This window comes from Nostoc punctiforme PCC 73102 (assembly GCF_000020025.1).
Taxonomy (GTDB): domain Bacteria; phylum Cyanobacteriota; class Cyanobacteriia; order Cyanobacteriales; family Nostocaceae; genus Nostoc; species Nostoc punctiforme.
The window spans coordinates 957,327-983,540 of record NC_010628.1 but is presented as its reverse complement, the minus strand read 5'-3'; the positions used below and the strand labels follow the sequence as shown (position 1 = coordinate 983,540).

Annotated in this window: 28 protein-coding genes; 9 read left to right on the top strand and 19 right to left on the bottom strand. The window is 42.1% G+C overall.

Translation table 11 applies throughout. The features are described from left to right. The first annotated feature begins 45 nt into the window (after nucleotides 1-45). A complete protein-coding gene (locus NPUN_RS04270; RefSeq protein WP_012407601.1) occupies nucleotides 46-651 on the top strand; it encodes a sulfite oxidase-like oxidoreductase in 606 nt (201 codons plus the stop codon). Nucleotides 652-740: 89 nt separating this feature from the next. Here the strand turns inward: NPUN_RS04270 and NPUN_RS04265 are convergent, their stop codons facing one another. Then, on the bottom strand, nucleotides 741-2,123 hold the full coding sequence (locus tag NPUN_RS04265) for an aldehyde dehydrogenase (RefSeq protein ID WP_012407600.1): 1,383 nt from the start codon (nucleotides 2,121-2,123) through the stop codon (nucleotides 741-743). A 194-nt stretch (nucleotides 2,124-2,317) separates the two neighbouring features. Next, on the bottom strand, nucleotides 2,318-3,457 hold the full coding sequence (locus NPUN_RS04260) for a hybrid sensor histidine kinase/response regulator (RefSeq protein WP_012407599.1): 1,140 nt from the start codon (nucleotides 3,455-3,457) through the stop codon (nucleotides 2,318-2,320). 370 nt (nucleotides 3,458-3,827) lie between these two features. Here NPUN_RS04260 and NPUN_RS04255 point away from each other — a divergent pair, with 370 nt between their 5' ends. From NPUN_RS04255 to NPUN_RS04245, 3 genes are all read left to right on the top strand, one after another. Then, a complete protein-coding gene (locus NPUN_RS04255) occupies nucleotides 3,828-5,399 on the top strand; it encodes an AAA-like domain-containing protein (protein WP_012407598.1) in 1,572 nt (523 codons plus the stop codon). Then, complete coding sequence (locus tag NPUN_RS04250; RefSeq protein WP_012407597.1) at nucleotides 5,399-7,363, top strand: AAA-like domain-containing protein; 1,965 nt, start codon at nucleotides 5,399-5,401, stop codon at nucleotides 7,361-7,363. The genes NPUN_RS04255 and NPUN_RS04250 overlap by 1 nt, the downstream gene beginning before the upstream one ends. 183 nt (nucleotides 7,364-7,546) lie before the next feature. Further along, on the top strand, nucleotides 7,547-8,041 hold the full coding sequence (locus NPUN_RS04245; protein WP_012407596.1) for a tetratricopeptide repeat protein: 495 nt from the start codon (nucleotides 7,547-7,549) through the stop codon (nucleotides 8,039-8,041). Nucleotides 8,042-8,150: 109 nt separating this feature from the next. Here NPUN_RS04245 and NPUN_RS04240 read toward each other — a convergent pair whose 3' ends face one another. Both NPUN_RS04240 and NPUN_RS04235 read right to left on the bottom strand, forming a co-directional pair. Next, nucleotides 8,151-8,522 (bottom strand): type II toxin-antitoxin system VapC family toxin, encoded by a 372-nt coding sequence (locus NPUN_RS04240; protein ID WP_012407595.1) that lies wholly within the window; start codon nucleotides 8,520-8,522, stop codon nucleotides 8,151-8,153. Then, nucleotides 8,516-8,707, bottom strand: coding sequence for a hypothetical protein (locus NPUN_RS04235; RefSeq protein ID WP_234711046.1), 192 nt, complete (start codon nucleotides 8,705-8,707; stop codon nucleotides 8,516-8,518). Before NPUN_RS04235 ends, NPUN_RS04240 begins: the two co-directional genes overlap by 7 nt. Nucleotides 8,708-9,030: 323 nt before the next feature. Between NPUN_RS04235 and NPUN_RS04230 the strand changes: the two genes are divergently transcribed. Next, complete coding sequence (locus tag NPUN_RS04230) at nucleotides 9,031-9,339, top strand: NIL domain-containing protein (protein WP_012407593.1); 309 nt, start codon at nucleotides 9,031-9,033, stop codon at nucleotides 9,337-9,339. A gap of 77 nt (nucleotides 9,340-9,416) precedes the next feature. Here NPUN_RS04230 and NPUN_RS04225 read toward each other — a convergent pair whose 3' ends face one another. Further along, complete coding sequence (locus tag NPUN_RS04225; RefSeq protein ID WP_012407592.1) at nucleotides 9,417-10,094, bottom strand: response regulator transcription factor; 678 nt, start codon at nucleotides 10,092-10,094, stop codon at nucleotides 9,417-9,419. Nucleotides 10,095-10,422: 328 nt separating this feature from the next. Continuing rightward, nucleotides 10,423-10,884 carry a (2Fe-2S) ferredoxin domain-containing protein gene (locus NPUN_RS04220; protein WP_012407591.1) on the bottom strand — a complete coding sequence of 154 codons (462 nt, stop codon included), beginning with the start codon at nucleotides 10,882-10,884 and terminating at the stop codon, nucleotides 10,423-10,425. 358 nt (nucleotides 10,885-11,242) lie between these two features. Here NPUN_RS04220 and groES point away from each other — a divergent pair, with 358 nt between their 5' ends. The 3 genes from groES (at nucleotide 11,243) to NPUN_RS04205 (ending at nucleotide 13,674) form a co-directional block, all read left to right on the top strand. After that, entirely contained in the window at nucleotides 11,243-11,554 is a 312-nt protein-coding gene (gene groES, locus NPUN_RS04215) for a co-chaperone GroES (protein WP_012407590.1), read from the top strand. Nucleotides 11,555-11,648: 94 nt separating this feature from the next. Then, nucleotides 11,649-13,283: a chaperonin GroEL gene (groL, locus tag NPUN_RS04210; RefSeq protein ID WP_012407589.1), complete on the top strand. Its 1,635-nt coding sequence runs from the start codon at nucleotides 11,649-11,651 to the stop codon at nucleotides 13,281-13,283. A 172-nt stretch (nucleotides 13,284-13,455) separates the two neighbouring features. After that, a complete protein-coding gene (locus NPUN_RS04205; RefSeq protein ID WP_083782460.1) occupies nucleotides 13,456-13,674 on the top strand; it encodes a DUF4351 domain-containing protein in 219 nt (72 codons plus the stop codon). 28 nt (nucleotides 13,675-13,702) lie between these two features. Here the strand turns inward: NPUN_RS04205 and NPUN_RS04200 are convergent, their stop codons facing one another. From NPUN_RS04200 to NPUN_RS04150, 12 genes are all read right to left on the bottom strand, one after another. Further along, nucleotides 13,703-13,930: a type II toxin-antitoxin system HicA family toxin gene (locus NPUN_RS04200; RefSeq protein WP_012407588.1), complete on the bottom strand. Its 228-nt coding sequence runs from the start codon at nucleotides 13,928-13,930 to the stop codon at nucleotides 13,703-13,705. 7 nt (nucleotides 13,931-13,937) lie between these two features. Further along, the gene (locus NPUN_RS04195; RefSeq protein ID WP_012407587.1) at nucleotides 13,938-14,168 is read right to left on the bottom strand and encodes a type II toxin-antitoxin system HicB family antitoxin; all 231 of its coding nucleotides are present in this window, start codon (nucleotides 14,166-14,168) and stop codon (nucleotides 13,938-13,940) included. Nucleotides 14,169-14,405: 237 nt separating this feature from the next. Next, nucleotides 14,406-14,543, bottom strand: coding sequence for a hypothetical protein (locus NPUN_RS42975; protein ID WP_234711045.1), 138 nt, complete (start codon nucleotides 14,541-14,543; stop codon nucleotides 14,406-14,408). A 3-nt stretch (nucleotides 14,544-14,546) separates the two neighbouring features. Next, on the bottom strand, nucleotides 14,547-16,262 hold the full coding sequence (ureC, locus tag NPUN_RS04190; protein WP_012407586.1) for an urease subunit alpha: 1,716 nt from the start codon (nucleotides 16,260-16,262) through the stop codon (nucleotides 14,547-14,549). A gap of 63 nt (nucleotides 16,263-16,325) precedes the next feature. Beyond that, nucleotides 16,326-16,631: an urease subunit beta gene (locus tag NPUN_RS04185; RefSeq protein WP_012407585.1), complete on the bottom strand. Its 306-nt coding sequence runs from the start codon at nucleotides 16,629-16,631 to the stop codon at nucleotides 16,326-16,328. Between the two features lie 21 nt (nucleotides 16,632-16,652). After that, a complete protein-coding gene (gene ureA / locus NPUN_RS04180) occupies nucleotides 16,653-16,955 on the bottom strand; it encodes an urease subunit gamma (RefSeq protein ID WP_012407584.1) in 303 nt (100 codons plus the stop codon). A 39-nt stretch (nucleotides 16,956-16,994) separates the two neighbouring features. Further along, complete coding sequence (locus NPUN_RS04175) at nucleotides 16,995-17,834, bottom strand: urease accessory protein UreD (RefSeq protein WP_012407583.1); 840 nt, start codon at nucleotides 17,832-17,834, stop codon at nucleotides 16,995-16,997. A gap of 571 nt (nucleotides 17,835-18,405) precedes the next feature. After that, nucleotides 18,406-19,470: a tetratricopeptide repeat protein gene (locus NPUN_RS04170; RefSeq protein WP_012407582.1), complete on the bottom strand. Its 1,065-nt coding sequence runs from the start codon at nucleotides 19,468-19,470 to the stop codon at nucleotides 18,406-18,408. A 68-nt stretch (nucleotides 19,471-19,538) separates the two neighbouring features. After that, a complete protein-coding gene (locus tag NPUN_RS04165) occupies nucleotides 19,539-20,288 on the bottom strand; it encodes a 16S rRNA (uracil(1498)-N(3))-methyltransferase (RefSeq protein WP_012407581.1) in 750 nt (249 codons plus the stop codon). Between the two features lie 13 nt (nucleotides 20,289-20,301). Then, on the bottom strand, nucleotides 20,302-20,946 hold the full coding sequence (locus NPUN_RS04160; RefSeq protein ID WP_012407580.1) for a Uma2 family endonuclease: 645 nt from the start codon (nucleotides 20,944-20,946) through the stop codon (nucleotides 20,302-20,304). 111 nt (nucleotides 20,947-21,057) lie between these two features. Then, nucleotides 21,058-22,974 (bottom strand): sulfite reductase, ferredoxin dependent, encoded by a 1,917-nt coding sequence (gene sir, locus NPUN_RS04155; protein ID WP_012407579.1) that lies wholly within the window; start codon nucleotides 22,972-22,974, stop codon nucleotides 21,058-21,060. A gap of 264 nt (nucleotides 22,975-23,238) precedes the next feature. Next, entirely contained in the window at nucleotides 23,239-23,778 is a 540-nt protein-coding gene (locus NPUN_RS04150; protein ID WP_012407578.1) for a porin family protein, read from the bottom strand. 394 nt (nucleotides 23,779-24,172) lie between these two features. Between NPUN_RS04150 and NPUN_RS04145 the strand changes: the two genes are divergently transcribed. Then, nucleotides 24,173-25,114, top strand: coding sequence for an ADP-ribosylglycohydrolase family protein (locus NPUN_RS04145; RefSeq protein WP_012407577.1), 942 nt, complete (start codon nucleotides 24,173-24,175; stop codon nucleotides 25,112-25,114). 78 nt (nucleotides 25,115-25,192) lie between these two features. On the opposite strand, the gene NPUN_RS41555 is transcribed toward NPUN_RS04145, so the two are convergent. Then, nucleotides 25,193-26,197: a helix-turn-helix domain-containing protein gene (locus NPUN_RS41555; protein WP_012407576.1), complete on the bottom strand. Its 1,005-nt coding sequence runs from the start codon at nucleotides 26,195-26,197 to the stop codon at nucleotides 25,193-25,195. Nucleotides 26,198-26,214: the final 17 nt, after the last annotated feature.

The window sequence follows — 26,214 nt, the reverse complement described above, 5'->3', positions numbered from 1 at the left end:
AAAAAAGCTTGTAAACACCTTGAGAAAACTTATTTTTCTCCAACTATGCTAGGAAAATTTTTTCACAAACCAGGGAAAGAAGAAGGGGAACGTGTTCCTCCTGGTCAACACTTAGCTAAAGGTTTCCCCGTACTAACTTACGGCGCAACTCCTCAAGTCAGCATTGAGGAATGGGAGTTTCGAGTTTGGGGTTTGGCAAAACCTGCCACTTTTAGTTGGTCAGACTTTATGGCGCTACCTCAACACGAATTCACGGCAGACTTCCACTGTGTAACGCGCTGGTCTAAGCTTGATGTCAAATGGACTGGCATTAAAGTTACAGATTTCATGGATCTGATTGAGCTAGATCCGAAAGTAGCCCACATTATGGAACACTGCTACGGCGGCTACACTACCAATATTTCTGTAGAAGATTTCATCCGGGAAGAAAACTTCTTTGCCTTTAAAGTCTTTGGTGAAGACCTTCCATCTGAACACGGTGGCCCAATGCGGCTAGTTGTTCCCCACCTCTACGCTTGGAAAAGTGCTAAGTGGATTAATGGTTTAGAGTTTTTAGCTGGTGAAGAACTTGGTTTTTGGGAACGCAATGGCTACCATCGCCGTGGTGAACCTTGGGCTGAGGAGCGTTACAGCAACGCTTTTGGATTTTAGATTTTAAATTTCTTCTTTAATCCAAAATTCAAAATCTAAAATTGGCATAATTAGGAGTTGTGGATTTTTATCCTTAACTTCTAATTTTTTTAACCCAAAAGTTTCTTTATGAGTGGCAATTTGCCTTCATAAGGAGCGTATCGCCATTTTAAATCGAGCCAGAAAGAGTTTTGCAATACACTTTTGTTGTGGGAAAAAGTGTCAAAACTAGCTTTGCCGTGATAGTTGCCAATGCCGCTATCTCCTACCCCACCAAATGGTAAAGACGAGACACCAACCTGTATTACTGTGTCATTGATGCAGACCCCACCAGATGAAGTTTCCTGCAAAACTCGCTTTTGCAAGTTTTTGTTTTGAGAAAATAAGTATAACGCCAGGGGTTTAGGTCTAGAGTTAATCAACGCGATCGCTTCGGCAACGTCAGTATATTCAATAATTGGTAAAATTGGCCCAAAAATCTCTTCCTGCATTACAGAATCTTCCGAAGAGACATTATCAATCACTGTGGGAGCGATATAACGCTCTGAAGATTGATTTTCTCCACCGATGATAACTTCACCATCTTTGAGAAAATTCACCAATCTATCAAAGTGTTTTTGACTGATGATTCTAGCATAATCAGGACTACTTATAGGATTATCACCATAAAATTCTTTTAGGCACTTTTTCAGCCCATCTATTAAATCTTTTTTGATTTTTTTATTAACTAAAAGATAGTCAGGGGCGATACAAGTTTGCCCAGCATTAATAAATTTGCCCCAAGTTATTCGTCTAACAGTGTGTTCAAGATTAATATCAGTATCTACTATACAAGGACTTTTACCACCCAATTCTAAAGTCACTGGTGTGAGATATTTGGCTGCTGCTGCCATGATAATTTTGCCGATAGCTGTGCCACCAGTAAAAAAGATATGATCGAACTTTTCTACAAGTAGTTTTTGACTTGCTTCCACATCTCCTTCTAAGACTGCAATATAAGCTGGGTCGAAATGTTTGGCAATAATCTTAGCAATGACACCAGAGGTATGAGAAGCAATTTCTGAAGGCTTGATAATTGCACAATTCCCGGCTGCGATCGCACCTACTAACGGTGAGATAATTAACTGAAATGGATAGTTCCAAGGGCCAATGATTAAAACAACCCCTAAAGGTTCTGGATAAATTTTTGCTGAGTAAGAAAAAAAATCAAAGGAAACTGCTGCTTTTTTGGGCTTAGTCCAGGCATTGATATGTTTTATAGCATAATCAATTTCCTTAATTACGCCTATTTCTGTAATGTAAATCTCCAATTCTGGTTTATGTAAATCCGCTTTTAATGCCTCGACTATTGCTTGTTCATGCTCAATTATGGCTTGCTTGAGATTTTTAAGTTGTTCAATGCGAAAAGTGACATCTTTAGTTTTACCAGTTTCAAAAAACTCTCGCTGATTCTGGATAATATCGCCAATCTTAGATAATTCAGTGGTAATCATTGTTTGGTATCCTAAAAAACTATGTTTTGAATGTAGCGTTGCTATCTCAACATATTTCATTCGTCATTTTTTGGCGTTTGACTTGCTAATTAGAATATTGACTTGAAATTCTTGGAAGATATTAGCAAAGTTATAATTTATGAAATATCAGGATAAAATACCCCGTAATTCATAAATTATAATTGCTAATTTTCTCATGTTGTGGCGGGTAAAAGGACAATAAATACACTACCTTTCCCCAATTCAGAATTCAGCAAAATAATGCCTTGATGTGCCTCGACAATTCGACGAGCAAGGTAGAGTCCTAAGCCACTACCAGAACTCTTGTGACTACCTTGACGAAATCGTTCAAATATGGTGGCTTGTTCTTCGGTGGGAATACCTGGGCCAGTATCCGCGATCTCAATGCTAATATATTCAACGGAATTGGATTTTCCTGATAACTGAGATTGACTACTTTTGTCTAACTGTCGTTGAGAAGTAAAACGAATAGTCACAGACCCGGAATTGGTAAATTTGATCGCATTGCCGATAAGGTTTGTAAATAGACGATGCAATTCTAAGCGATCGCCCATAACTGTGTTTGACTCTTCAGTAAAATCCAAATTTAGCGACAGTGTTTTATCTTGAGCTAGTGGTGCTAATTCTCCAGTCACCTCCTCTAGCAAACGTCCTAGATTAACTGGTTGAAATGCCAAACTTTTGCGACCTGCTTCAAAGCGATAAACTTCCAATAAGGTATTGACCATAGTCAGCAGGTTGATATTACTACGGGCCATAATGGTGATTACTTCGTGCATTTGTGGTGATAATGTTCCCAATGCACCTTGCTGAAATAGCATCAACATACGATCGGCCGCCACTAAGGGAGTGCGTAAATCGTGGGTGAGACGAGAGACAAAATCTTCTCGCTGGCGGGCAATTTCATCACGTTCATCCATACTATGCTTCAAACGTAGGAGCGATCGCACTCGTGCCAGCAATTCATCTACAGTTACAGGTTTGCGGATAAAATCATCAGCACCCAAATCTAAACCGTGGGCGACATTAGGCGCATCGTGGGCAGTAATCAGTAGTATGGGGATATATTGCGGCAATTTCATATCACCGCGAATGTGCTTAGTAACTTCGTAGCCATCCATATCTGGCATCATCAGATCCAGCAGAACTAAGTCACAAGGAGAAGCTTTCAATTCTGCCAAGGCTGAAATACCATTTTCTGCGGTGCTAATGGTGTAACCTTCTTCCTCCAAAATAGTTTTGATCAAAAACACGTTATCAGGAGAGTCATCAACTACCAGAATTTTGCCAGAACGAGAAGATTGTGAAGTCATATAGATGCAAGGTACGGGATAAAAGTAAATTTTTAGGGAAACTGGTTTATTGGTATAGTTTTTGAGATAGTTCTCTTAAGGAAACTTCCTCCAAAGAAAAATTATTTACTAAGAAATTTATATAAATGTGTTTTAAAAACTACTTTACTGACCTTTTTAGCAGATAGCTACAAGCTAATTGAATTATGGCTCCTAAACTTTTAGAACTGGATACAGAGGATAGCGGCAAAATTTTAGTTACTAAATGTACCAGTAGGTCGAGTATCGGCTACTAGTAAGTTGTTTAGAAAAAAGTAAAAACTAGGCTTCGATTCCATAAATTGCAATAATATCGTCAAATTTGTCAAAATTTCTGGATATTTATCCGACTATGCCAACTTTGCCAGCAGCCAGCAAAAGCGCTAGATTTTTCATTAGCTACCGCAGCCAAGATCCAGACTTGAGCCTTGCCAAGGATTTTTATGAAGCTATTAAAACTGCTGGACACGAAGCATTCATGGCAAGCGAAAGTATTCGCTTAGGGGAAAAATGGCCTCAACGTATTGATGAAGAATTAAAACAGTGTGATTACTTTTTGTTGCTGTTGTCTGAGCGATCGGCAACTAGCGAGATGGTGACAGAAGAGGTGAGACAGGCCAAAGAGTTACGGGATGGCAGTGATGAGCATAAGCCAGTGATTTTGCCCATTCGCGTCAACCTCACTTGGAGTACGCCACTAAATTATGATTTGCGGGGTTATTTACAACAGATTCAGCAGCGAGAGTGGAAGTCGGCTACTGATACCGCCAAAATTTTACAGGAAATTTTTAGTTTACTGGCAAACGGGGATGTAGAAAGATTGGCAGATGGAGAGATGAGTAGTGATTTTTTCCCTTCATCACCCCCTCACCCTCTGACTCTCTCACCGCCTTTGCCAGTGGCAGAACCAGAATTACCTGAAGGACAGGTGGATTTGGCTTCGGCGTTTTATATCGAGCGTCTTCCCATCGAATCTCGTTGCTACGAGGCAATTTTGAAGCCAGGATCTTTGATTCGGATTAAAGCTCCCCGGCAGATGGGTAAAACCTCACTTATGGCGCGCATTCTTCATCGAGCGTCACAACAAGATTATCTAACCGTGCCTTTGAGTTTTCAATTGGCAGATGGAAAGGTTTTTGCAGATTTGGATAAGTTCCTTAAGTGGTTTTGTGCCAGTGTCGGACGAAGGTTGAGCATACCCAACAAGTTAGCAGACTACTGGGACGATATTTTTGGCAGTAAAGATAACTGTACCGCTTATTTTGAAGAGTATCTTCTGGCAGAAATCAATAAACCGATAGTTTTGGGATTGGATGAAGTCGATTGTGTATTCCAACATCCTGAAATTGCCTCTGACTTTTTTGGGCTATTACGCGCTTGGCATGAGGATGGCAAAAATCGGGAGATTTGGAAAAAACTGCGGATGGTTGTAGTGCATTCCACCGAAGTCTATATTCCTATGAATATTAATCAATCGCCGTTTAATGTAGGCTTATCGATTGAGTTACCAGAGTTCAACGCCCAACAGATTCTTGATTTGGCACAAAGGCATGGGCTCAATTGGAGTTTTACCCAAGTTGAACAACTAATGGCAATGGTGGGCGGGCATCCGTATCTTGTTCGAGTAGGACTTTATCAAATTGCGAGACAGGATACTACGCTCAATATGCTATTACAAACAGCACCTACAGAAGCTGGGCCTTATAGCGATCATTTACGTCGGCATTTGTGGAATTTAGAACAGTGCCCAGAATTAGCTGTTGCGATCAAGAAAGTAGTTGCCAATACTAGCCCAGTTCGGTTGGATTCGATACAATGCTTTAAATTACTCAGCATGGGCTTATTGCAACAGCAAGGAAATGATGTAACACCACGTTGTGATTTGTATCGTCAATATTTACGCGATCGCTTGAGAGTTAGCTGATGAACATAGAACAAAACTCAGCTTATGAATATCAAGTTGGTGGCAGTTTACCAGTTGATGCGCCTACTTATGTAGTGCGACAAGCAGATACAGATTTGTATGTGGCATTAAAGGCTAGAGAATTTTGTTATGTTCTAAACTCACGGCAGATGGGCAAGTCTAGCTTGCGAGTGCAAACTATGCAAAAGCTGCAAAATGAAGACATTGCTTGTGCGGGAATCGATTTGACGAAGATTGGTAGTCAGTATCTTACACCAGATCAGTGGTATGCCGGTTTAGTACGTGTTTTGGTAAGTAGTTTTGAGCTTTCAGGAAAGTTTCATTTACGCAGTTGGTGGCGCGATCGCGATCATCTTTCTCCGGTACAGCGATTGAGCGAATTTATCGAAGAAGTTCTGCTAGTTGAGATGTCTCAATCAATTGTCATTTTTGTAGATGAAATCGACAGTATTCTCAGCCTGAGTTTTTCGATTGACGATTTTTTTGCTTTGATTCGAGACTGTTATAATCAGCGTGCTGATAAGCCACGGTATAACTGTCTTACTTTTACGCTGCTAGGAGTGGCTACACCCTCGGATTTGATTCAAGATAAAAACCGCACCCCATTTAACATTGGTAGAGCAATTGAACTCAACGGTTTCCAACTTCATGAAGCCAAACTATTAGCCCAAGGATTAGTGGGGAAAGTTAGCAATCCCCAAGCAGTGCTAGGTGAGGTTTTAGCTTGGACGGGTGGACAACCATTTCTTACCCAGAAGCTTTGTCAACTCATCCATGTTGACATAGAAGCGGCTGGTGTTGAAGAATTGGTGCGATCGCACATCATCGAAAATTGGGAATCACGAGACGAGCCAGAGCATTTAAGAACTATACGCAATCGGATTTTGCATAATAAACAACGTGCTGGTAGGTTACTAGGTTTATATCAGCAAATTTTGCAACAAAAAGAAGTGCTAGCCGATGACAGCACAGAACAAATGGAATTAAGGCTGACAGGATTGGTAGTCAGACGTGAGTCCAAGCTGAGAACTTATAACAGCATTTATGCAATGGTTTTTAATGAGCTTTGGGTTAATAAAGCTCTGGCGGAACTTCGACCGTATGCAGAGGCACTAAATACCTGGATAGCTAACGGGAGTAAAGATGAGTCACGCTTGCTTCGGGGACAAGCGTTGCAGGATGCTATGGTATGGGCGGCTGACAAAAATCTGAATCAGCAAGATTATCAATTTTTAACCGCCAGCCAAGAACTCGACAAACGAAACTTTCAAATTGCTTTGAAGGCAGAAACAAAAGCAAAGAAAGCAGGCATTCGTGTAGGGGTTGTTACTACGATCATAGGCTTTTTGTTGGCTGGCATCACCATTATTCTTACGGCGAAACAGACAGCTATTTTGTTCAACAATGTAGGGCTGGAATTTTACCAGACTGGTAAAATGCAAACAGCATTACAGGCATACGATTTAGCACTTTTATTAAACTCGGGCTACGAAAGAGCCTACTACAACCGGGCATTAGTTTATATAAAATTAAACGACTTAAATAATGCCCGCAACAACTTAGAAGCTGCTATACGGGAAGAAAATTTCCCCTCAGCTTACAGTGAATTAGCTCGCCTGTATATTTTGGAGAAAGAATATCCCCAAGCTATTGCACTACTCTTGAAAGGTTTGAAACTACAACCAGTAGATAGGGTGAAGTATGCCCTTTTCAAAAACTTGGGTTGGGCACAATTCGGGCAAAAACGCTATGCAGACGCTGAGTCTACCCTACGAGAAGCTATTGTCATAGAGGAAAAGATCGGGTCGGCTCACTGCTTACTAGCACAAGTATTAGAAAGCAAGGGTAGCAAGAAGGAAGCACTGACTCAATGGCAGAAATGCCGGAAATTTGGTGATCCAGAACACCCCGATGAGAAGGTTTGGATTGATTTTGCAAAGCAACGCATTGGTTCTGATTATTAGATTGATTGAGCAATTTTAATTCAAATATCAAGACCCTTATTGATATTCTTCTTTTATCCGACAATTAAATATAATAGTACCCTCAAGGGTACTATTATAAATTGAGAAAGTTTCTAAAATACAAATATTAATACTTAGGCAAAAAGTTTAATTTAACACTTTCAAGGTCAAGGAGAAATGCAAATGTTGATGTATCTTAACAAGTCCCTTTCTACAGTTTTGACCTTAACGCTCATAACTGCCGTGTTAGCAATTAATACTTGTATTGCCCAAGCTGATAAGTGCCAATATGTGTTATGGGTGTGCATAATCCTTGGTAAAGGCGGTAACAGTGGTCCTCCGAATAAACCGCCTGATGAACAAATTGCGAGACTGAAAAATGCAATCAGAGAAGAAAAAGCAACAGGAGATGATTACTTACTTCTAGGCTATTTCTATGGGCTACAGAAAAAATATCCTCAGTCGGAGTCTAGTTATCGTCAAGGGTTGCAACGCGCAACCGATGTCAACCAGCAAGCCATAGCCCAAAAGGGTCTGGCAGATGTGTTTGTAGCCACTGGAAAGAAAGAGCAAGCAGTCCTTAATTTGAGAGAGGCACAGAAGCTATATGAAACTTTAGAGCAAAAGCAACAGGTGATTCAAATTCAACAACAGCTAATACAGTTGCGAAAGAGATAGCACATATTTCGCCAAATTTTAGGTTTCTATGACTCTAACAGCAATTTTTTCTTAGTGTAAGCTATCTGGAATATCCTTTTGTAAATTCATGTAGGCGCGATCGCACCAATTACACAATTTGCACTGACTGAGTATTAATTTCTGTTAAATTAACCAATCTTACATCATTTGTAAACAATGTTGCATTTAGAAATTTTGCAGTTGCTGCAATTATTGCGTCAGGAAGCCTGAGTTTGTGTTGTTTCCAAATTGCAATTGCTAACTTTTTAATATTATTATCAATACCAACAACTGGAATTTTATTTAAAAAATCAACAATTTGTGTTTCTTCTTCTAGACTGAGACTCGGATAAGAGAGTAATTCAATCTCAGTAATCACTGAAATAAAATATTGTCCTGATGATAGTGGGTTTACCAAGCGACCACCCAAAAAGTACAAAACTACATTTGTATCTAAAAAAATCAAAGCTTGTGTCAACACCACTCATCCCTAATTTGCTTCTGATATTCCAAAGGGTCTTGAGTTAGTTGAATTACACCTGCATAGTGGTTTAAATTAAACTCTTGTTTTTGTTGTGATTGATGAGCTTCTAATATCTTCTCAATTTGCTGCCAGTCCTGATAATCAATCAACACTGCTACCGGACGCATGGCTTCATCAGTCACAATTTTTTTCTTAAAAGGTAGCATGATTTTGTATATCAGATACAACGTTTACTATATTGATCGTAACTCCAAGACAGAAAATTGATGATGACAACTTTTCCAGGGTAAGAGCATCTCAATCAGGTTTGACACAAGGAATTAGAAGAATCTAGCTAGAATTGGCTGGTTTCAGGCCAAAAGATGCGATTGACCTACTTGTATCTAGATTAATGGTTTGCAAAGGTAAATACTTTCTTGCTTGCCTGCGTGGGATAAGTGACTTAGTGTTAAAAGAAATCGTGCAAACTAAAACCCTCATCCCAGAAGTCGAGTAGAAAGCTAGAATGGCAATTCCAAATAAAGAAGTAAAATCTAATACAGATATTTTAGATAATAGACGCACCCAAACTCGCATCCAGGTTCGCATCCCTAAAGACTTGCATGAGGAACCAGTCATTTCACGACTGGTTTCTCACTATGGGATCACAGTTATTATTGCTGATGCTCAGGTAAGCGCAAACGTGCCACAATATAGCTGCTTCGATCTGGAACTGCGAGGTACTGTTTCTCAGATTGAAAGTGCCCTAACTTACCTAGATGAACTGGATTTAGAAGTTTTGTACCAATCCAGCCCTGAAGAAGATGGCTGGTAAATTAAATTCTCAGTCCTGAGTTATGAGTGCTGAGTCAAAAACACTCAGCACTCAGCACTCAGCACTCGTTACTGGTTTTAGGCCATTTGATTTTCAATCGCCCACCGCGCTAGTTCAGTGCGGTTATGGAGATTGGTTTTGCCCAACATATTGGACACATGGCTTTCAACCGTGCGCTGACTAACATTTAGTTCTTCAGCAATTTCCCGGTTAGCTAAACCCCTAGCGACAAACTGGACTACTTTCAGTTCGGTTGGGGTTAATTGCACATCGAAGGGAACCTGGATGCGGGAACCGTTTTCGCCTCCTTTTGCTTGGTGTTCTTTCCAACGGATAGTTTGTTTCAGCGAGGATTCAACTTGGGCTACGAGTTCTTCTGGTTCAAAGGGCTTGACCATATAAACATCAGCACCTTTATTCAGACCCTTAACTCGGTCTGCGCTTTGTCCCTTAGCTGAAAGGAAAAGAACCGGAATCCAACTGGTGCGTTCGTTTTGCCGGACTTGTTCCACAAAAGTATATCCGTCCATTTCCGGCATCATCACGTCGCAGATAATCATGTCTGGAACATCTTGCTCTAAAATTTCCAGAGCTTCACGTCCATTCTCGGCGGTGATGACTTCGTATCCCCGGAATTCTAAGTAATCCTTCACCAGCAAGATGAGGTTAGGGTCATCATCAATCAATAGAAGTCGTTTGTGATCTTTCATGCTGGGCTCTTTCATAGCAGTGGCACTTGTCGCGCTTCGGTCCATCAAAGTCTTGAATATTTATCCTCTATGGTGGGTTATTTCGAGATGTTGTCCTTTTTCCTACTTAACTTGCCTTTGCTGTCTCGAAGTCTCAAAAATGCCGAGCATTTTCAAGAGACTAATAGCTCGATAGCAAAAGTCCAGCAAGGATACGTATAGCAGTAGTATCTATAATGCGCTATTATATATCGCATTGAAAGTGGCGGGCGAAAAAACACTGATTAAATAATATCCTTCTGACTCACAAGTAAGTATTGGCTTAAAGATGACCCTACCTCAAAACCAACCCGCACTTTCTTAAAGCTTACTGCTGTTCCATATCCTTCGGTTGTTAAGCCTCTATGAGGTGTTCACAATAAACTAGGGAAGTTTCTGGCAAAGGATGGTTGAAAAACGCATATTCTTTTACCACCTTATTGCCTATTAAGTGTTCTTGGATGATCCGCTCAATAACTTCCAGGTTTGCTTGGCGATACCAGACACCATCAAGGTAAACCACCATTATGCGTCTAGAACAACAAACGCGCAAGCAGTTGGCTTTAGTTCTGTAGACGCATAAGGAATAATTCTGTTGCGACTCATCAAGTTTTAACTCTTTAAGTCGCTCTTTTAAGTATTCCCAGGATTCCAGACTAGCTCGTTTTGAGCAGCAATTAGCAATTGTCTGGTCAGCGCAAATAAAAATGTGTCGCTGAATTTTTGCAAGTCCAAAACTTTCTACACAATTACTCAGGGCATTATATTCTACTAGAGATTTAGTGGCTTTGGGGATTTGATGGGTTGACTGGATCACTGTATTGTTACTTATCGAGCAGCTCCCTGATTACAGTTCTATAACAATTTCCCAGCTTTGCAAAAAAAGTTGACTGAGAAGAGAATGGGGCATTGGGCAACTTGTACTGATCAGAGTCTCTCAAAATTGGGCATTGGGAAAACTCTTCACTACTCCCGACTCCCTATGACCATATAAAAATATACGTAACTTACAGAGCAGAACCCGAAGGATATAAATAATTAGGCATTAATACTTAAGTACATCAACGCTCTTCTAGTTCGGGAACCCGTACTCAAGGAATTCTTGCCATTGGATGCCAATTTTAGGTAAATTAGCACTCAGGGGTTGAGAGTGCTAATCTCTGGAGAAAATAATTATGGCAGCCTTATCTTTAAGCGTTTCTACAGTTAAACCTTTGAGCGATCGCGTTTTCGTAAAAGTGAACGCCTCAGAGGAAAAGACCGCAGGTGGTCTGTATTTGCCCGATACCGCCAAGGAAAAGCCCCAGGTAGGGGAAGTAGTTGCCCTTGGCCCTGGCAAGCGTAACGAAGACGGTAGCCGTCAGGAATTGGAAATTAAAGTCGGTGATAAAGTGTTGTACTCCAAGTACGCTGGCACTGACATCAAGCTCGGCACCGAAGAATATGTACTGCTTTCTGAAAAAGATATTTTAGCAGTCGTTATTTAGTGGTCATTAGTCATTAGTCATTAGCCAATGACAAAAGACAAATGACAAATGACGAAGAAAAAAAGACAAATGACAAAGGACAACTAAAACAATTATGGCAAAGCGCATTATCTACAACGAAAACGCCCGTCGCGCCTTAGAACGAGGCATTGACATCTTGGCTGAGGCTGTAGCTGTTACCCTTGGCCCCAAAGGTCGTAACGTAGTCCTAGAAAAGAAATTTGGCGCACCGCAAATTGTTAATGACGGTGTAACGATCGCTAAAGAAATCGAATTAGAAGACCACATTGAAAACACTGGTGTAGCTTTGATTCGTCAGGCTGCTTCTAAAACCAACGATGCTGCTGGCGATGGCACCACAACTGCTACCGTTTTAGCTCATGCGATCGTCAAAGAAGGCTTGCGGAACGTTGCAGCTGGTGCTAACGCAATTTCCCTGAAGCGTGGTATTGATAAAGCTACTGCCTTTTTGGTAGACAAAATCAAAGAACACGCCCGTCCAGTGGAAGATTCCAAAGCCATTGCCCAAGTTGGTGCAATCTCGGCTGGTAATGACGAAGAAGTCGGTCAGATGATTGCCCAAGCAATGGACAAGGTGGGTAAGGAAGGCGTAATTTCCCTAGAAGAAGGGAAATCTATGTTCACCGAGTTGGAAATCACTGAAGGGATGCGCTTTGACAAAGGCTACATCTCTCCTTATTTCGCTACTGACCCTGAGCGGATGGAAGCAGTTTTTGATGAGCCTTTCATACTGCTGACCGATAAGAAAATCGCTTTGGTACAAGACCTCGTACCAGTGTTAGAGCAAGTAGCTCGTGCTGGTCGTCCTTTGGTAATTATCGCCGAAGATATCGAAAAAGAAGCTTTAGCAACCTTGGTAGTAAACCGTTTACGCGGTGTACTCAACGTGGCTGCTGTTAAGGCTCCTGGTTTTGGCGATCGCCGCAAAGCACTACTAGAAGACATCGCTGTTTTAACTGGTGGTCAACTAATTACCGAAGATGCTGGTTTGAAGCTAGATAACACCAAGCTGGATAGCCTGGGTAAAGCTCGCCGGATCACCATCACCAAGGACAGCACCACAATTGTTGCCGAAGGTAACGAAGCTGCTGTTAAAGCTCGTGTCGAACAGATTCGTCGTCAAATCGATGAAACCGAATCTTCTTACGACAAAGAGAAATTACAAGAGCGTCTTGCTAAACTCTCTGGTGGTGTCGCTGTCGTGAAAGTTGGTGCAGCGACTGAAACCGAAATGAAAGACAAGAAACTGCGCCTAGAAGACGCTATCAACGCCACCAAAGCTGCTGTGGAAGAAGGTATCGTTCCTGGCGGTGGTACAACTCTGGCTCACCTTGCTCCTGAATTGGAAGTTTGGGCAAAGAGCAATCTTAAAGATGAAGAGTTGATTGGTGCTTTGATTGTTGTTCGCGCCTTACCTGCACCTCTGAAGCGGATTGCTGAAAACGCTGGTCAGAATGGTGCTGTGATCGCTGAACGCGTCAAAGAGAAAGAATTCAACGTTGGCTACAATGCTGCAACGAACGAATTTGTCGATTTGTTAGCTGCTGGTATTGTTGACCCTGCTAAAGTGACTCGTTCTGCTCTGCAAAACGCTGCATCCATCGCTGGTATGGTGTTGACAACCGAATGTATTATCGTTGACAAGCCTGAACCAAAAGACGGCGCTCCTGCTGGCGCTGGTGCTGGTGGTGGCGACTTCGATTACTAATACTTTCTAGTTACATAATTTGTAAAACAGCTGCTTCCCTTGTGGAGGCGGCTGTTTTTTTGTGTCAAAAGAAGAGGAAGAGGGTGAGTTACGACAAGGCTTGTAAATATTTAGCTTGGCGGGTTTGTGGTTTGAAAAGGATTTGGTACGGCAATTTTTACGGGGGGATATTATGAAAGAATCTGTAATTTATCAAGATATCGTTCAAAAAGAAGCTTTTAAATTAATAAGTTGTCTACTTAAACGGCGTTTTGGTGATATCGCTGGATCGTTAGGTGAGCAGGTTCGGAATTTATCTGCTGAACAGTTAGAAAATTTGGGAGAAGATTTGCTTGATTTTTCTGAAGTTGCTGATTTAGTAGCTTGGTTAGAACAGCAGGAACAAGCTTAATCAAAATGAATAAAAATCCCCTTTATTACTAAGAGCGGTTAAGAAAATCTTCAGGTTCAATAGCAGTTTGCTTTAAAATTGCACGTAATGTTCCTTCTGGCATATCACCAGAATGATTGGGAATAGTAGTGTAACGATTAGTTTCAGGATTAAACCAGATTTCATGACTCCCTGCGGCTTGACGATGAAAAACAAAGCCAAAGGTTTTTAATATTTTGATAATCTGTCTATAGCTAAACCCAGCTAGCCGTCCCATGAATAAACTACTCACCTACAACTAAAGGATAGTTAAATTGTTCAGCTATTGGTTGCAAATAATCTAGTTCTTGATCCTGAGATTGTGCTTCTAATAACTTACGCGCTACATCACGGGCAATTTCTAAAGTTTCAGCAACAGTCCGTCCTTGAGCTACTAAACCTTGAAGCTCATCAGATGTTGCTAAATAAACGCCTTCTGGTAATTTTTCAATATGGATGTTTAGCAATCTTTCCATTATTGTATGTAGATGTTACTATTTGGAGCGATTTAAGTCTTATCGTATCGCTTTTTTGAACTACAGCGATGTCTACGACGGTCACTGAGCGCAGCCGAAGTGCGGGCTACGCCTACGCACTTCCACTTTTCCATAAAAACTCATGAGCCAAATTAATCCTGGCCGATTTTCTGAGTTTCGTTTCGTTGTCTTGGTCTTGAGATGTGCCATCACAATTACACCAAAAGGATTGGTAGTTTACTCTAAAGTTTTCCACCCTTGCTCATAGTCCAACAGTTTCGCCACAGGGAACTCAAATAATTCTAGAAAGCGGGGAAAATATAGCTCGATGACTTCTTTCCAAGAACTATCGTAATCAGTAAGTTGCTCGCTCATGAACTAAAACAAAAAGTACCTCTGTGCCATTGGTAAAACTGTCGCAGGTTCACAAATCAGCAACTCACCATCTGCTCTGACTTGATATGTTTCTGGATCTACTTCAATGTGGGGTAGTGCATCATTCAGCTTCATATCCCGCTTGCTCAATTGGCGTGTTCCAGAAACTGCTACTGCTGCCTTTTGTAAACCTAGCTGGCTAGGAATTTCGTTCTCTAAAGCTGCTTGTGAAACAAAAGTTAATGATGTGGCATGACGCGCCCCTGCAAAACTACCAAACATTGGGCGCATATAAACTGGTTGCGGTGTGGGAATACTGGCGTTAGCATCACCCATTTGCGACCATGCAATCATTCCGCCTTTAATCACTATCTCTGGTTTCACGCCAAAAAATGCGGGATGCCATAAACATAAATCTGCTAATTTTCCCTCTTCCACTGAACCTACATATTGAGCAATTCCATGAGCGATCGCAGGGTTAATTGTATACTTAGCAACATATCTTTTTGCCCGAAAATTATCTGCTTTTTGCTCGTTTCCCTGTGGGTTAAGAATTCCCCTCTGCACCTTCATTTTGTGAGATGTCTGCCAGGTGCGAATTATCACTTCGCCTACTCTTCCCATTGCCTGAGAGTCGGAGGAAATCATACTAAATGCGCCTAAGTCGTGCAAAATATCTTCGGCGGCAATGGTTTCTCGGCGGATGCGAGACTCAGCAAAAGCCACATCTTCAGCGATCGCAGGATCGAGGTGATGACATACCATCAACATATCCAGGTGTTCATCTAAGGTGTTGAGGGTGTAAGGACGTGTGGGGTTAGTGGAAGATGGTAAAACGTTGGCTTGACCGCAAACTTTGATAATATCTGGTGCGTGTCCGCCGCCTGCGCCTTCGGTGTGGTAGGTGTGGATGACGCGATTTTTGAAAGCTGCGATCGTATCTTCGACAAATCCGGCTTCGTTCAGGGTATCAGTATGAATCGCTACTTGCACATCATAAGTAGCAGCAACACTGAGGCAAGTATCAATTGCTGCGGGCGTAGTTCCCCAGTCTTCATGAAGTTTTAACCCCATTGCACCGGCGGCTACCTGTTCTACAAGCCCTTGGGGTTTGCTGGCGTTACCTTTGCCCAAAAATCCTAAATTGACGGGGAAAGCATCAGCAGCTTGCAGCATTCGGTAAATATTCCAAGGGCCGGGGGTGCAAGTAGTGGCATTTGTACCCGTAGCTGGGCCAGTACCGCCGCCAATCATGGTGGTAATACCGGAAGCGATCGCAACTTCAATCTGTTGGGGGCAAATAAAATGAATATGGGCATCAATACCACCAGCAGTGAGAATCATTCCTTCACCAGCTAAGGCTTCAGTTCCGGGGCCAATAATAATATCTACATTGTCTTGAATATAAGGATTTCCGGCTTTACCAATTTTGAAAATCTTGCCATCTTTAATGCCAATATCCGCTTTGACAATTCCCCACCAATCGAGAATTAAGGCATTAGTAATTACTAAATCTACAGCACCATCAGCGTTAGCAATGGGGGATTGTCCCATTCCGTCTCTGATAACTTTACCGCCGCCAAATTTCACTTCATCGCCATAGCTTGTGAAATCTTGTTCAACTTCAATAAATAATTCTGTGTCTGCAAGCCGGATGCGATCACCTACTGTTGGGCCGTAGGTTTCAGCGTAGGCGCGGCGATCCATTCTGTAAGGCATATAAAATCCTTTTTTTTAACGCAAAGAGACGCGGAGGGAAGCGCAGAGGTACGCAGAGGGTTTTTAGAGGTTTCCATTAATTTTGGCGTTGAAGCCGTAGACTTGGCGAGTACCGACGAGGGGGACTAAGATGATTTCTTTTTCATCGCCTGGTTCAAAGCGGACAGCGGTTCCGGCGGGGATATCAAGGCGCATTCCTCTAGCTTGTTCTCTGTCAAAGTTTAAGGCGGTGTTAACTTCATAAAAGTGATAATGAGAACCTACTTGTATGGGGCGATCGCCTGTATTTGACACTTGTAATTTTATAGTTGGACGACCAACATTTAGTTCAATTTCACCTGCTGGTGTGATAATTTCCCCAGGAATCATAATAAATTCAAACTTACAAAATTAACGAATTGGATTATGTACTGTTACTAACTTTGTACCATCAGGAAAAGTAGCTTCAACTTGCACATCATGTACCATTTCTGGTATCCCTTCCATGACATCATCCCGCGTTAATAGTGTTGTACCATAACTCATCAATTCAGCCACAGTTTGCCCATCTCTCGCTCCTTCTAAAATGGCAGCAGAAATATAAGCGATCGCTTCAGGATAATTCAGTTTTAAACCCCTTCCTTTACGTCTTTCTGCTAATAAAGCAGCAGTAAAAATTAATAGCTTATCTTTTTCCTGCGGCGTAAGTTGCATTCTTATCTCCTCTGTGTTCTCTGCACCTCTGCGGTTTGTTCAAACCTGCCACACTCTTGGTATACAATTACCACGATTCAGAAAAGAAACTCGTAGCAACTGCCAAACATCAATAAACCAGTTTCTCACCTCAGAAGTAGAAGAACCGCGATATCGGCACAATAATCCATGTTGTAATCGGCTAGCACCCACTTCTCCTTCCCCATTCCATAAACTCCGTGTTTTTTCGACAATTTCTGCTGAAACTGCACCACCAACCCAAACTAAACTACCTACTATTGGTTTTCCAGCCAAGCCGTGGGGACTGTGGAAAATGTCTTCGCTACCTCGTAAGCATTGCCGATCAATCCATAAAGGAACGCTTTGCTGCCAAATCTCTGTGTGCGATCGCCATTCCCCTTGCAAGAATTTTTCTCCTCTAGCACTGCGACCAAACCGGGTAATTTCCCAGCCTAACCAACTGGCCCCGGTTGCTAATTCTACCCGTAAATCTTGCCGATAAATCGCGTCGTTAAATAAAATTGTCTCCTGCGGCAACCACTCCAAACAAGCACCAGGATCAACTTGCATCTGGATGGTTTGCCTAGCTTGTAATCCATTGCTGCGATATATTTTGCTTGCAGCAGCTGTAGTAATTAAGGCTTGGGCTTGGGGTTGGAGGTGGATGTTAGAGGATAAGCGATCGCCTCCCACCATTCCCCCAGCTGTATGTAAAATTACGCTATGACAAACTTTTTCCGCTTCTGGATAAAATGGGCGTTGTACCTTCAGGGGCGCTTGTTGTTGATTGTAAATTAACTGGGTTGCACCCTGGCGATCGGCATAGACTAAATTAAGTTTCCCATGCCAACCTTCTGCTATTTGTGAGTTACAAATCATTTATTAAGTAAACATTAAGTTTCAGGTAGATTACATTTTATTAATTCACTCTGTCAGTGTTTTACCTGCAATTTATCATTATTTTTTCACTAACTGGAATAACGGATGATAATCTCAGACAAAGACACCAAGAAAAACTTTTGATATCTGGAAGAAAAAGGGTGCGTAGGCGTAGCCCACACTTCTCTACGAGACGCTCCGCGTAGCTTGCTTCCACGAAGTGGTACGACAAGCTCAGTGACCATCGTAGACATCGCTGTAGTTCAGAAAAGCGAATAGTACTCCCATTTGATTGATTTATGAACTGCTTTTTTAAGGTAGTTAATGAATCAATACAGTTCAGCTAAGGCTAAAAATCTTTGCCAAAGTCAATTTTTATAACGTAGACGCAAAGCGACTACTCTACGAGAATGCCAAAGGCTAACCCGTAGGACACCTCAAAAGACGCGCATTCGAGTTCTCTGACATGCTACACAAACGTAGAGAAGCGTCTCTTAGAGAAGGACGTAAAGAGGAAAAATGCCTAATCCAAGGGTATTAGGTAATAGGTAACTGAATTACGAATTACGAATTATTTAAGAAACACCAGTCCACTATATAAATGAAAAGCTGAGTCCCAATTAGTCTGTTCCCTGCGAAGCAAATGAATATGTGACTTGATATGACCCAACATTTCTGTTTGATCTAATGTTGTATCTGCAAATGATGTGAAATCTGACCAAATTTTAACTTGAGGTAGTTGCTGGTCAATCCAACTTGATAAACTATTCCAATTAATTCTGATTGTATTTTGGCTAGCTTGGGGAATGATTTTTAAACCTTGCTGGAATTCATAGCCGTTATCATCAAATCGAAGAATGCAACGTCTACCAGGTAGGTGTAAATCACAAAATTGAGCATAGTCTTGTGTTTGAGTTTTCCATTCCAGTTTACGGCGGGCATTGACATCTACAACTTGTTCAAAAATGGGCAATAGTCCCACTACTCTGGCTGTAACTTCTGACCAGTCAAAGGTGAGAGAACCGAGTTGATTTGTATCATTACAGCAAACTACAGTAGCTTGTGGGGTAGATTCTTGAAAATGTTTGACTTGATAAACTTGAATTTGCTGAATTTGAGCTATTGTTGCCCAAAAGCAAGGAATACCAGCCTGCTGTAACTGTTTGCCGTAAAATTTTAGTTCTCCCACTTGTCCAGTACGGTACAACCTCCAGCCACGACTTGGCATTAATAGCCGTGCGGTATAGGGATCTAGCTGCATAATCTGGGCAAATTTTCGAGATGCGTCGGTTTTCATCTCGTTACTGAGTGGCTCTAAAACTAGTACGCCAAGTTCAGTGTTATTAGGTTCAGATTTTGCTTGGGAAATGGCTCTTTGTCTTTGTTCAATCTCAATTTCTTGCAGTCGTTGCAAACCTTGACGTGCTAGCGACACTATTTTGGTATTTGTCGTGTCTTGCAGCAGTTGCCGATAAACTTTTTCCGCATCCTGATACTTTGTGGATACTTCATGCAACCGACCAAGATAAAATTGTACCCAAGGATTGTCTGGTGATTCTATTAGCAGCTGTTTGAGTAATTTCGCAGCTGTTTGATAGTCTTTATGGTCAAAGGCGATCGCAACTTGCTCAATCATCACTTACTTTAAATACAGGATGGAGTGATGTCTCGCGCAAAATCACTTTTGCGTGAGCTATAAATCATTTATACTTCACAACTTGCGGTAATTAAGGATAATGCTACTACTGGGGCTGTAACTGCTCTCAGAATGCGGCGACCAAGGGAAACAGGTTGAAATCCAGATGCGATCGCATTCTCAATTTCTTGTGTTGTCCATCCTCCCTCTGGGCCAGTAGCAATGACAATGGTTTCTTGTCCTTTGTCACTTGTCATTTGTCCTTTGTGCTGTAAGCAATGTTTTAAATGGGGAAACTCAGCACGCGCTTCACAAATATATTGCTGACTGTTGGCAAATGACAAATGACCAATGACCAATGACAAACCCGTATTAAAAGCAACAGGCTCTAAAATTGTTGGCACAAAAGAGCGCTCTGATTGTTCGGCGGCTTCCGCAGCGATGCGCCGCCAACGTTCGAGCTTTTGAGGACTAGGATCGAGCAAAGTGCGATCGCTTAATACTGGTGCAATACAAGTTACTCCCAACTCTGTACAACACCGCACAACTTCATCAAATCCATTGCCTTTGGGTAACGCCACCATCAGCGTAATCGATACAGGTAATTCAGTTTCCACCAAAAGCGATTCTAAAACCTGTGCCTGCTCCCCTGCTAGCTGCGCTAACCACCATTTTCCTTTACCATCCATTGCAATAAAGCGATCGCCTTCACGCAAGCGCAACACACGCCCCAAATAATGTTGTTGTTCTTTGGTGAGTAAAATTTGCCCTTGTTGAAATTGGGAGGGTGCGATCGCAATTCTTTGCAGTTGAGACATTTTTCTTAATGAATTATTGCCTTGCTGTAGATATCTGTTGTCTAACCCAGGTACGGAAAGCACGAGTTGCTGCTATTTGTCCAACTTTCTTGCTTTCTTGGATAAATTGGGGAATCTCCGTCACCAAAACAGGCGCAAAAGTTGGACTGCGATCGCTTTGCGAGTATTGTCCACTGTTAAGGGTGTAGATCCTCAAGACATTTCCGTTATACCGCCAGAATTCTGGGACTCCCATTGAAGCATAAAGGCTTAACTTGTCTATCTTGGGTCTGGAATATTCCACTTCCAGTACTATATCTGGTGGTGGGTCTGTATTCAGGTCAATATTTTCTTTGTTGCGGACTAAGAATTCATTTTGGATATAGTAACTACTGTCCGGCTCGCCTCCTTGCTCCAAGTCATCCCGCATCATAGTCAATGAGCCAGCGCTTTTAACTTCTAAACCAAATTCTTCACACAACACAAGAACAAAACCTTCGATGAGACGGTTTGAATTCTCGTGCGGCATTAGCGGAGTCATAATTTCTACTATTCCGTTGTCATAAGCTAGCCTTTTATTTCGCTCAGATCCCATATCTGCCAGCATAGCTTTGAATGTCTGCCAGCTGATGTTTTGCAGCACATCCCTAGTTTCTGCGAATTTTGCTGTTGTTACCATACTTCAGTCTTCCTGCGGATGTGTTACCAGCTGTATTAGGATTTACGCGAGAAAGACACAGATGGATTTATCTGTGTCTCTCTTTAATTTCATTATCTTCAATTTTTCAGCTTACGAAAGATTCTGGAAGTAGGCTTCTAGCGCTTCAGTCACTAACTGAGTCATCGGCTTCCCTTGGCTTTCTGCTACTTCCTTCAACTTGCTATAAACTTCTTCTTTCAAATTGACCCGGTGACGTGATTTGTTTGCACCATTAGCGGTGTTAGGATCGTAGCTAGCAGCAAACTCGCGGATGGCATCAAAACCAACGCGATCGCAAAAATCACCGAATTTTTCCTTCGATTTCCGAGATTTCTTAAAGTAAACAAAAATTGGCTCTAAGAAGATTTCTAAGTCATTGTGGTGCAGCTTCTCTGTATAAGGTTGTGCCAGTCGAGTCTGATTTGGCGAACCTCCTAACCATAATTGGTAAGATTCTGGAGCGCTACCGACAAAGCCCAATTCTGCTAGGTAGGGACGAGCGCAACCGTTAGGGCATCCTGTCATCCTTACCACAAAATGTTCATTTTGCAAACCAACTTTATCTAAAAGGGCGCGAACTCTTTCCAAAATACCCGGTATTGCTCGTTCTGATTCTGTGATTGCCAAGCCGCAAGTGGGCAAAGCCGGACAAGCCATTGCATACCGTACTAAAGGTTCTATTTTACTAGGGTCGTCTACGATACCGTGACGGCTGAGAATGTCTTGAATAGCTTGCTTGCTATCTGGTTCGATATCGTAAAAAATCAGGTTATGGTTGGCTGTCAGACGGATGTGTAAGTTGAACTGCTCGACAATTTCCCGCAAAGCGGTTTTCAGTTGAAACGAACCTTCATCTTTGATTCGACCATTGTCAATGGAAATTCCTAAGAATAGCTTGCCATCACCTTGTTCATTCCAGCCGAGGAAGTCGTAATATTTAAACTCTGGCAGTGGTTTGAAGGCTTCGACTGATTTCCCAAAATATTCTTCAACTTGGGCACGGAATTTATCTAGGCCCCAATCGTTAATTAAATATTTTAATCTGGCATGACGACGATCAGTGCGATCGCCATAATCTCTCTGAGTAGCAACAATCGCTTTCACTATGTCGTAGACATCATCTTTCGCCACATAACCAATGGGGTCTGCTAACCTAGCGAAAGTTTCTTCTTTACCGTGGGTTCTACCTAAACCGCCACCAGCAAAAATATTAAATCCTTCTAATTGCTTCTTCTTATTGGTAATCACTACCAATGTCAGGTCTTGAGAATACAAATCAATCGAATTATCCCCTGGCACCGTCACGCAAATTTTAAACTTGCGGGGCATATAGTACGTGCCATAAATCGGTTCTTCGTTGTCATGGATAATTGTCCCATTCCCATTGCGCTGTCGCGCTGCTTTCACCTCTGGGTTCTCTTCAGCACTAATTGCTTTTTCCCCATCTAACCAAATTTCGTAATAAGCACCCGTCTGTGCTGTCAGCAAGTCAGCAATATTCTGAGCATACTCCCAAGCATACTGATACTCTGGGCGATTCTTAAAGGGGGCTGGTGGTGCCATCACATTTCGGTTAATGTCACCGCAAGCTCCCAAAGTCGAACCCAGATTCTTGACAATTGTGGCGATCGCTGATTTCAGATTCTTCTTTAAAATACCGTGCAGTTGGAAACCTTGACGGGTAGTTGCTCGTAACGTGTGGTTGCCATACTCATCAGCGATTTTATCTAAAGCCAGATACAGCTGCGGCGGTACTAAACCACCCGGATTTTTTGTCCGCAGCATAAACTGGTAATCTTTTTCCTGTCCCTTAGTGCGGTTGTCGCGGTTATCCTGCTGATAAGAACCGTGAAACTTCAAAAGCTGCACCGCATTTTCGGTAAAATGGGTAGTATCTTGAAGGATTTCAGTTGCTACAGGTTCACGCAAAAAATTACTATTTTCCTTGATTCCTTCTACTTTGGAAGGCTTACGGCTAGCGATTGGGGAAGGAGCAGATTTAACCATTAGACTTGTATAGTATTCTCAATAAAGCATTACGTAGACACCGAACTAGCACCCTTCGGCTACTTGATCCCCGGTAATTCGGCCGGAATAATGAGGAATGATTTAATTTTACCACGGCAAAAGCCGGCTTTGTCAGTGATGTAACACTTAACAAAACCAGCTTTTGGGAGTAGTGAGTTTTGTTAGCGGTAGCGGGGCGTTTAGCCCGTGCTAAGTCCTGAGTACTTAAGTAAAGTATAGAGTGACCGAGGACTCAATAATTTTTTATTTGAAGCGATAGCCAAGACCGCCATTGATGGTGACAGCAGAAGCATCGCTATTTTGGTAGGCACCAAGTCCAACTTTAGCGTTCGTGTAGACAAGGAAATTGTTAGCAACTTCCGATTCAACACCAGCACCTAGCACTACTGAATCTTTGTTACCTATAGGAGTTGGTGAGCCATCTTTTTCTACAAAAGAATAACCGCCAGTTAAGTAGGCGTTAGTTTTATTAGCGATAGGCACATCCACAGAAAGTTCTGGGATGATAGCACTTGTCTTATCACTCCAGAGAACATTACCGCGTGCAGAAAATGGCGTAGTTCCTAATTTCACGCGGCCTGTAACATTACCACCAAATGTGGCAGCATCATTGATACCTTGTCCGCCGCTAGTAACGCCAGCTGCAACACCAGCACCAACATAACTAGCATCAGTACCCTTTTTGGTTTCAGCAGAAGCTTGACCAGCTGATAGAAATAAAGGAGCAACTATTAAGGAAGATAATGCAGAAAATGTCACGAAAGACTTGAGTAAGCGTTTCATAATTTTTACCAAAATTTGTATTTTTTACTTGTATATTCCCAGTCGAAAATCATTTAACAATGTTCCAAATGCTTCCCAGATTTTATTAAATAAATGTTGCTAATGATGCATAAGAGTTACAGGCTAAGTATCCCAGGTAATCATAAATAAGCTGTTATAATTACATTCAATGTCTTTTCATCTGGGTTCTTTGTTCCAAAAATAGACGCTTTTAAAACTGTCACAATATTTGGAACTCAAGCTATGTCGGAATAGTGTAAATAAAATATCCGACTAACAATTTTTTGCCGAGCTTTTCACAGAGGATGAAAAACTTGGCTGTAGCATCTGTTGCAACAACCTATAGAGGGAATCTATAAAGTTAATTTTGAGCAGTTATTGTGGAGATTGAATAATGCTAACCGGTGCAAAAACGTTGTCTGGTTTGATGGGTTTATGTGTCGGTGATGCGTTGGGTGTGCCGGTGGAGTTTACTAGCCGTGCTGAACGAGTAAAATCTCCAGTGACAACGATGCAGGGTTATGGCACATGGAATCAACCACCAGGAACTTGGTCAGATGATAGTTCGTTAAGCTTTTGCCTAGCAGAATGCCTTTGTAGGGGGTATTCGTTGGATGCCATAGCCAATTCCTTCTGGCGGTGGTACAAGGAGGCTTACTGGACTCCCCGTGGCGATGTCTTTGATATTGGTCAAACTACCCATACAGCAATTATGCGCTTGAAACAGGGAGTTGTTCCCCATCAGGCGGGTGGGAAGGTTGAAAATAGTAATGGTAATGGTTCATTGATGAGAATCTTGCCAATGGCTTATTGTCACCGAAACTTAACTTTAGGCGAATTGCTAGCGCGGGTGCATGATGTTTCAGCGATTACCCATGCTCATGCGCGATCGCAAATGTCCTGTGGAATTTATATTAGTATTGCAGTGGCGCTCCTAGAAGGGGCTGACCCCCAAACAGCTTATCTACAAGCATTGCAAGATATTCAAACAATTTATTCTGTCCGAGAATTTTTGTTAGAAAAGCCGCATTTTGGCAGAATTTTTAGTGGTGAGATTGCCAAGTTACCAGTTGAAGAGATTAATTCTGGTGGCTATGTAATTGATACCTTAGAGTCATCCCTGTGGTGTTTATTAAATAGTTCGTCTTATTCTGAGGCGGTGCTGAAAGCTGTCAACTTAGGCGGAGATGCCGATACTACTGCCGCCGTCACTGGTGGGTTAGCGGGAATTTATTATGGGGTGGAAAATATTCCTCAAAAATGGATGAACCAAATTGCCCGTAGACAGGACATTATTTATTTGGCAGAGCGTTTTGCAAGGGCTGTCTACAGTTGAAGGGACTGGGGACTGGGTGAGAAGACAAAGGGAATAACCAATGCTCAATGCCCAATACCCAATGCCCGATACCTAATCCTAAACCGTAGACAAAGAATAGACCTGACCATCAATCAGCAATCGTGTGATGCCTTTAGCTTGCAGATGAGTACGAGCCTTATGGAGCATTTTACTATCAGGAACTTTAATTACGCGATCGCGCTTGGTAGAAAAACGCTTGGCGACGCGATGATTATCAAACACCGGCAGAGTTCTTTGCTGGGTTTCCAGGCTGGGAATTTGCCCCAAATCACCAAAGTCCTTGAGAGGTCGGGTAATTAATTCCGAGGAACGGTCAATTACCAAATAACAAGTTTTCGGCAAATTGGCTATCGACAGAGGTAAAACTTGAACTGATGCTTCACCTGGTCTTCTTTTTGTGACTAAAGGTCTTTCGTCATCCAGGTCATCATCATCAAAGTCTTCTTCCTCAAAGTCGTCATCCTCTAAATCATCATCTTCTAAATCATCCAAATCCTCCGATTCATCTAGCAAATCTTCACCCAGCATCTGCGCGATGACAGCAGCTCCTGGATGTTTATCCTTTAGCGGTGGAATGGAGATGCTGACTATTTCCGGCGGCTTTTGCTCTGGAGTTTCCAATTTCTCTGTAACTCGGAGCTTCGGTTTTTCCGCCGCCGAGGGGCGACGGCGCACCCGTCTACTAGCAGCGAGTGATTCTGCCGTTTCCTCTGAGTAAACTTCCTGCTCTACACGAATTACCCGACGTGGCTGCGGCTCAACCTTTGTCACTTCCAACGGTGGGCTTTCGATGGGTGGAACTTCTATCTCCGGCTCTGGTTCCGGTTGAGTCAGCAATGGTAACTGCTCGTAGCTTACCTGCGCCCTGCCTTCAGGAGTTCTCGCAGCCCGCTTTAAAGAGACTAAGTATTCATACTCATCCTCTGGCAAAGTGCTTTTGAGCAGGCGACTAATTGTCGAGTTACTCACACCATAGCGTTCTGCCAAAGTTGAGGTTGTTTCGGCAGTCTCTCGATATAACTTAAGAATTTCTTGCTTGTCAGAGTCTGTTAGTTTTCTCACGGTAGATACCAAAAATC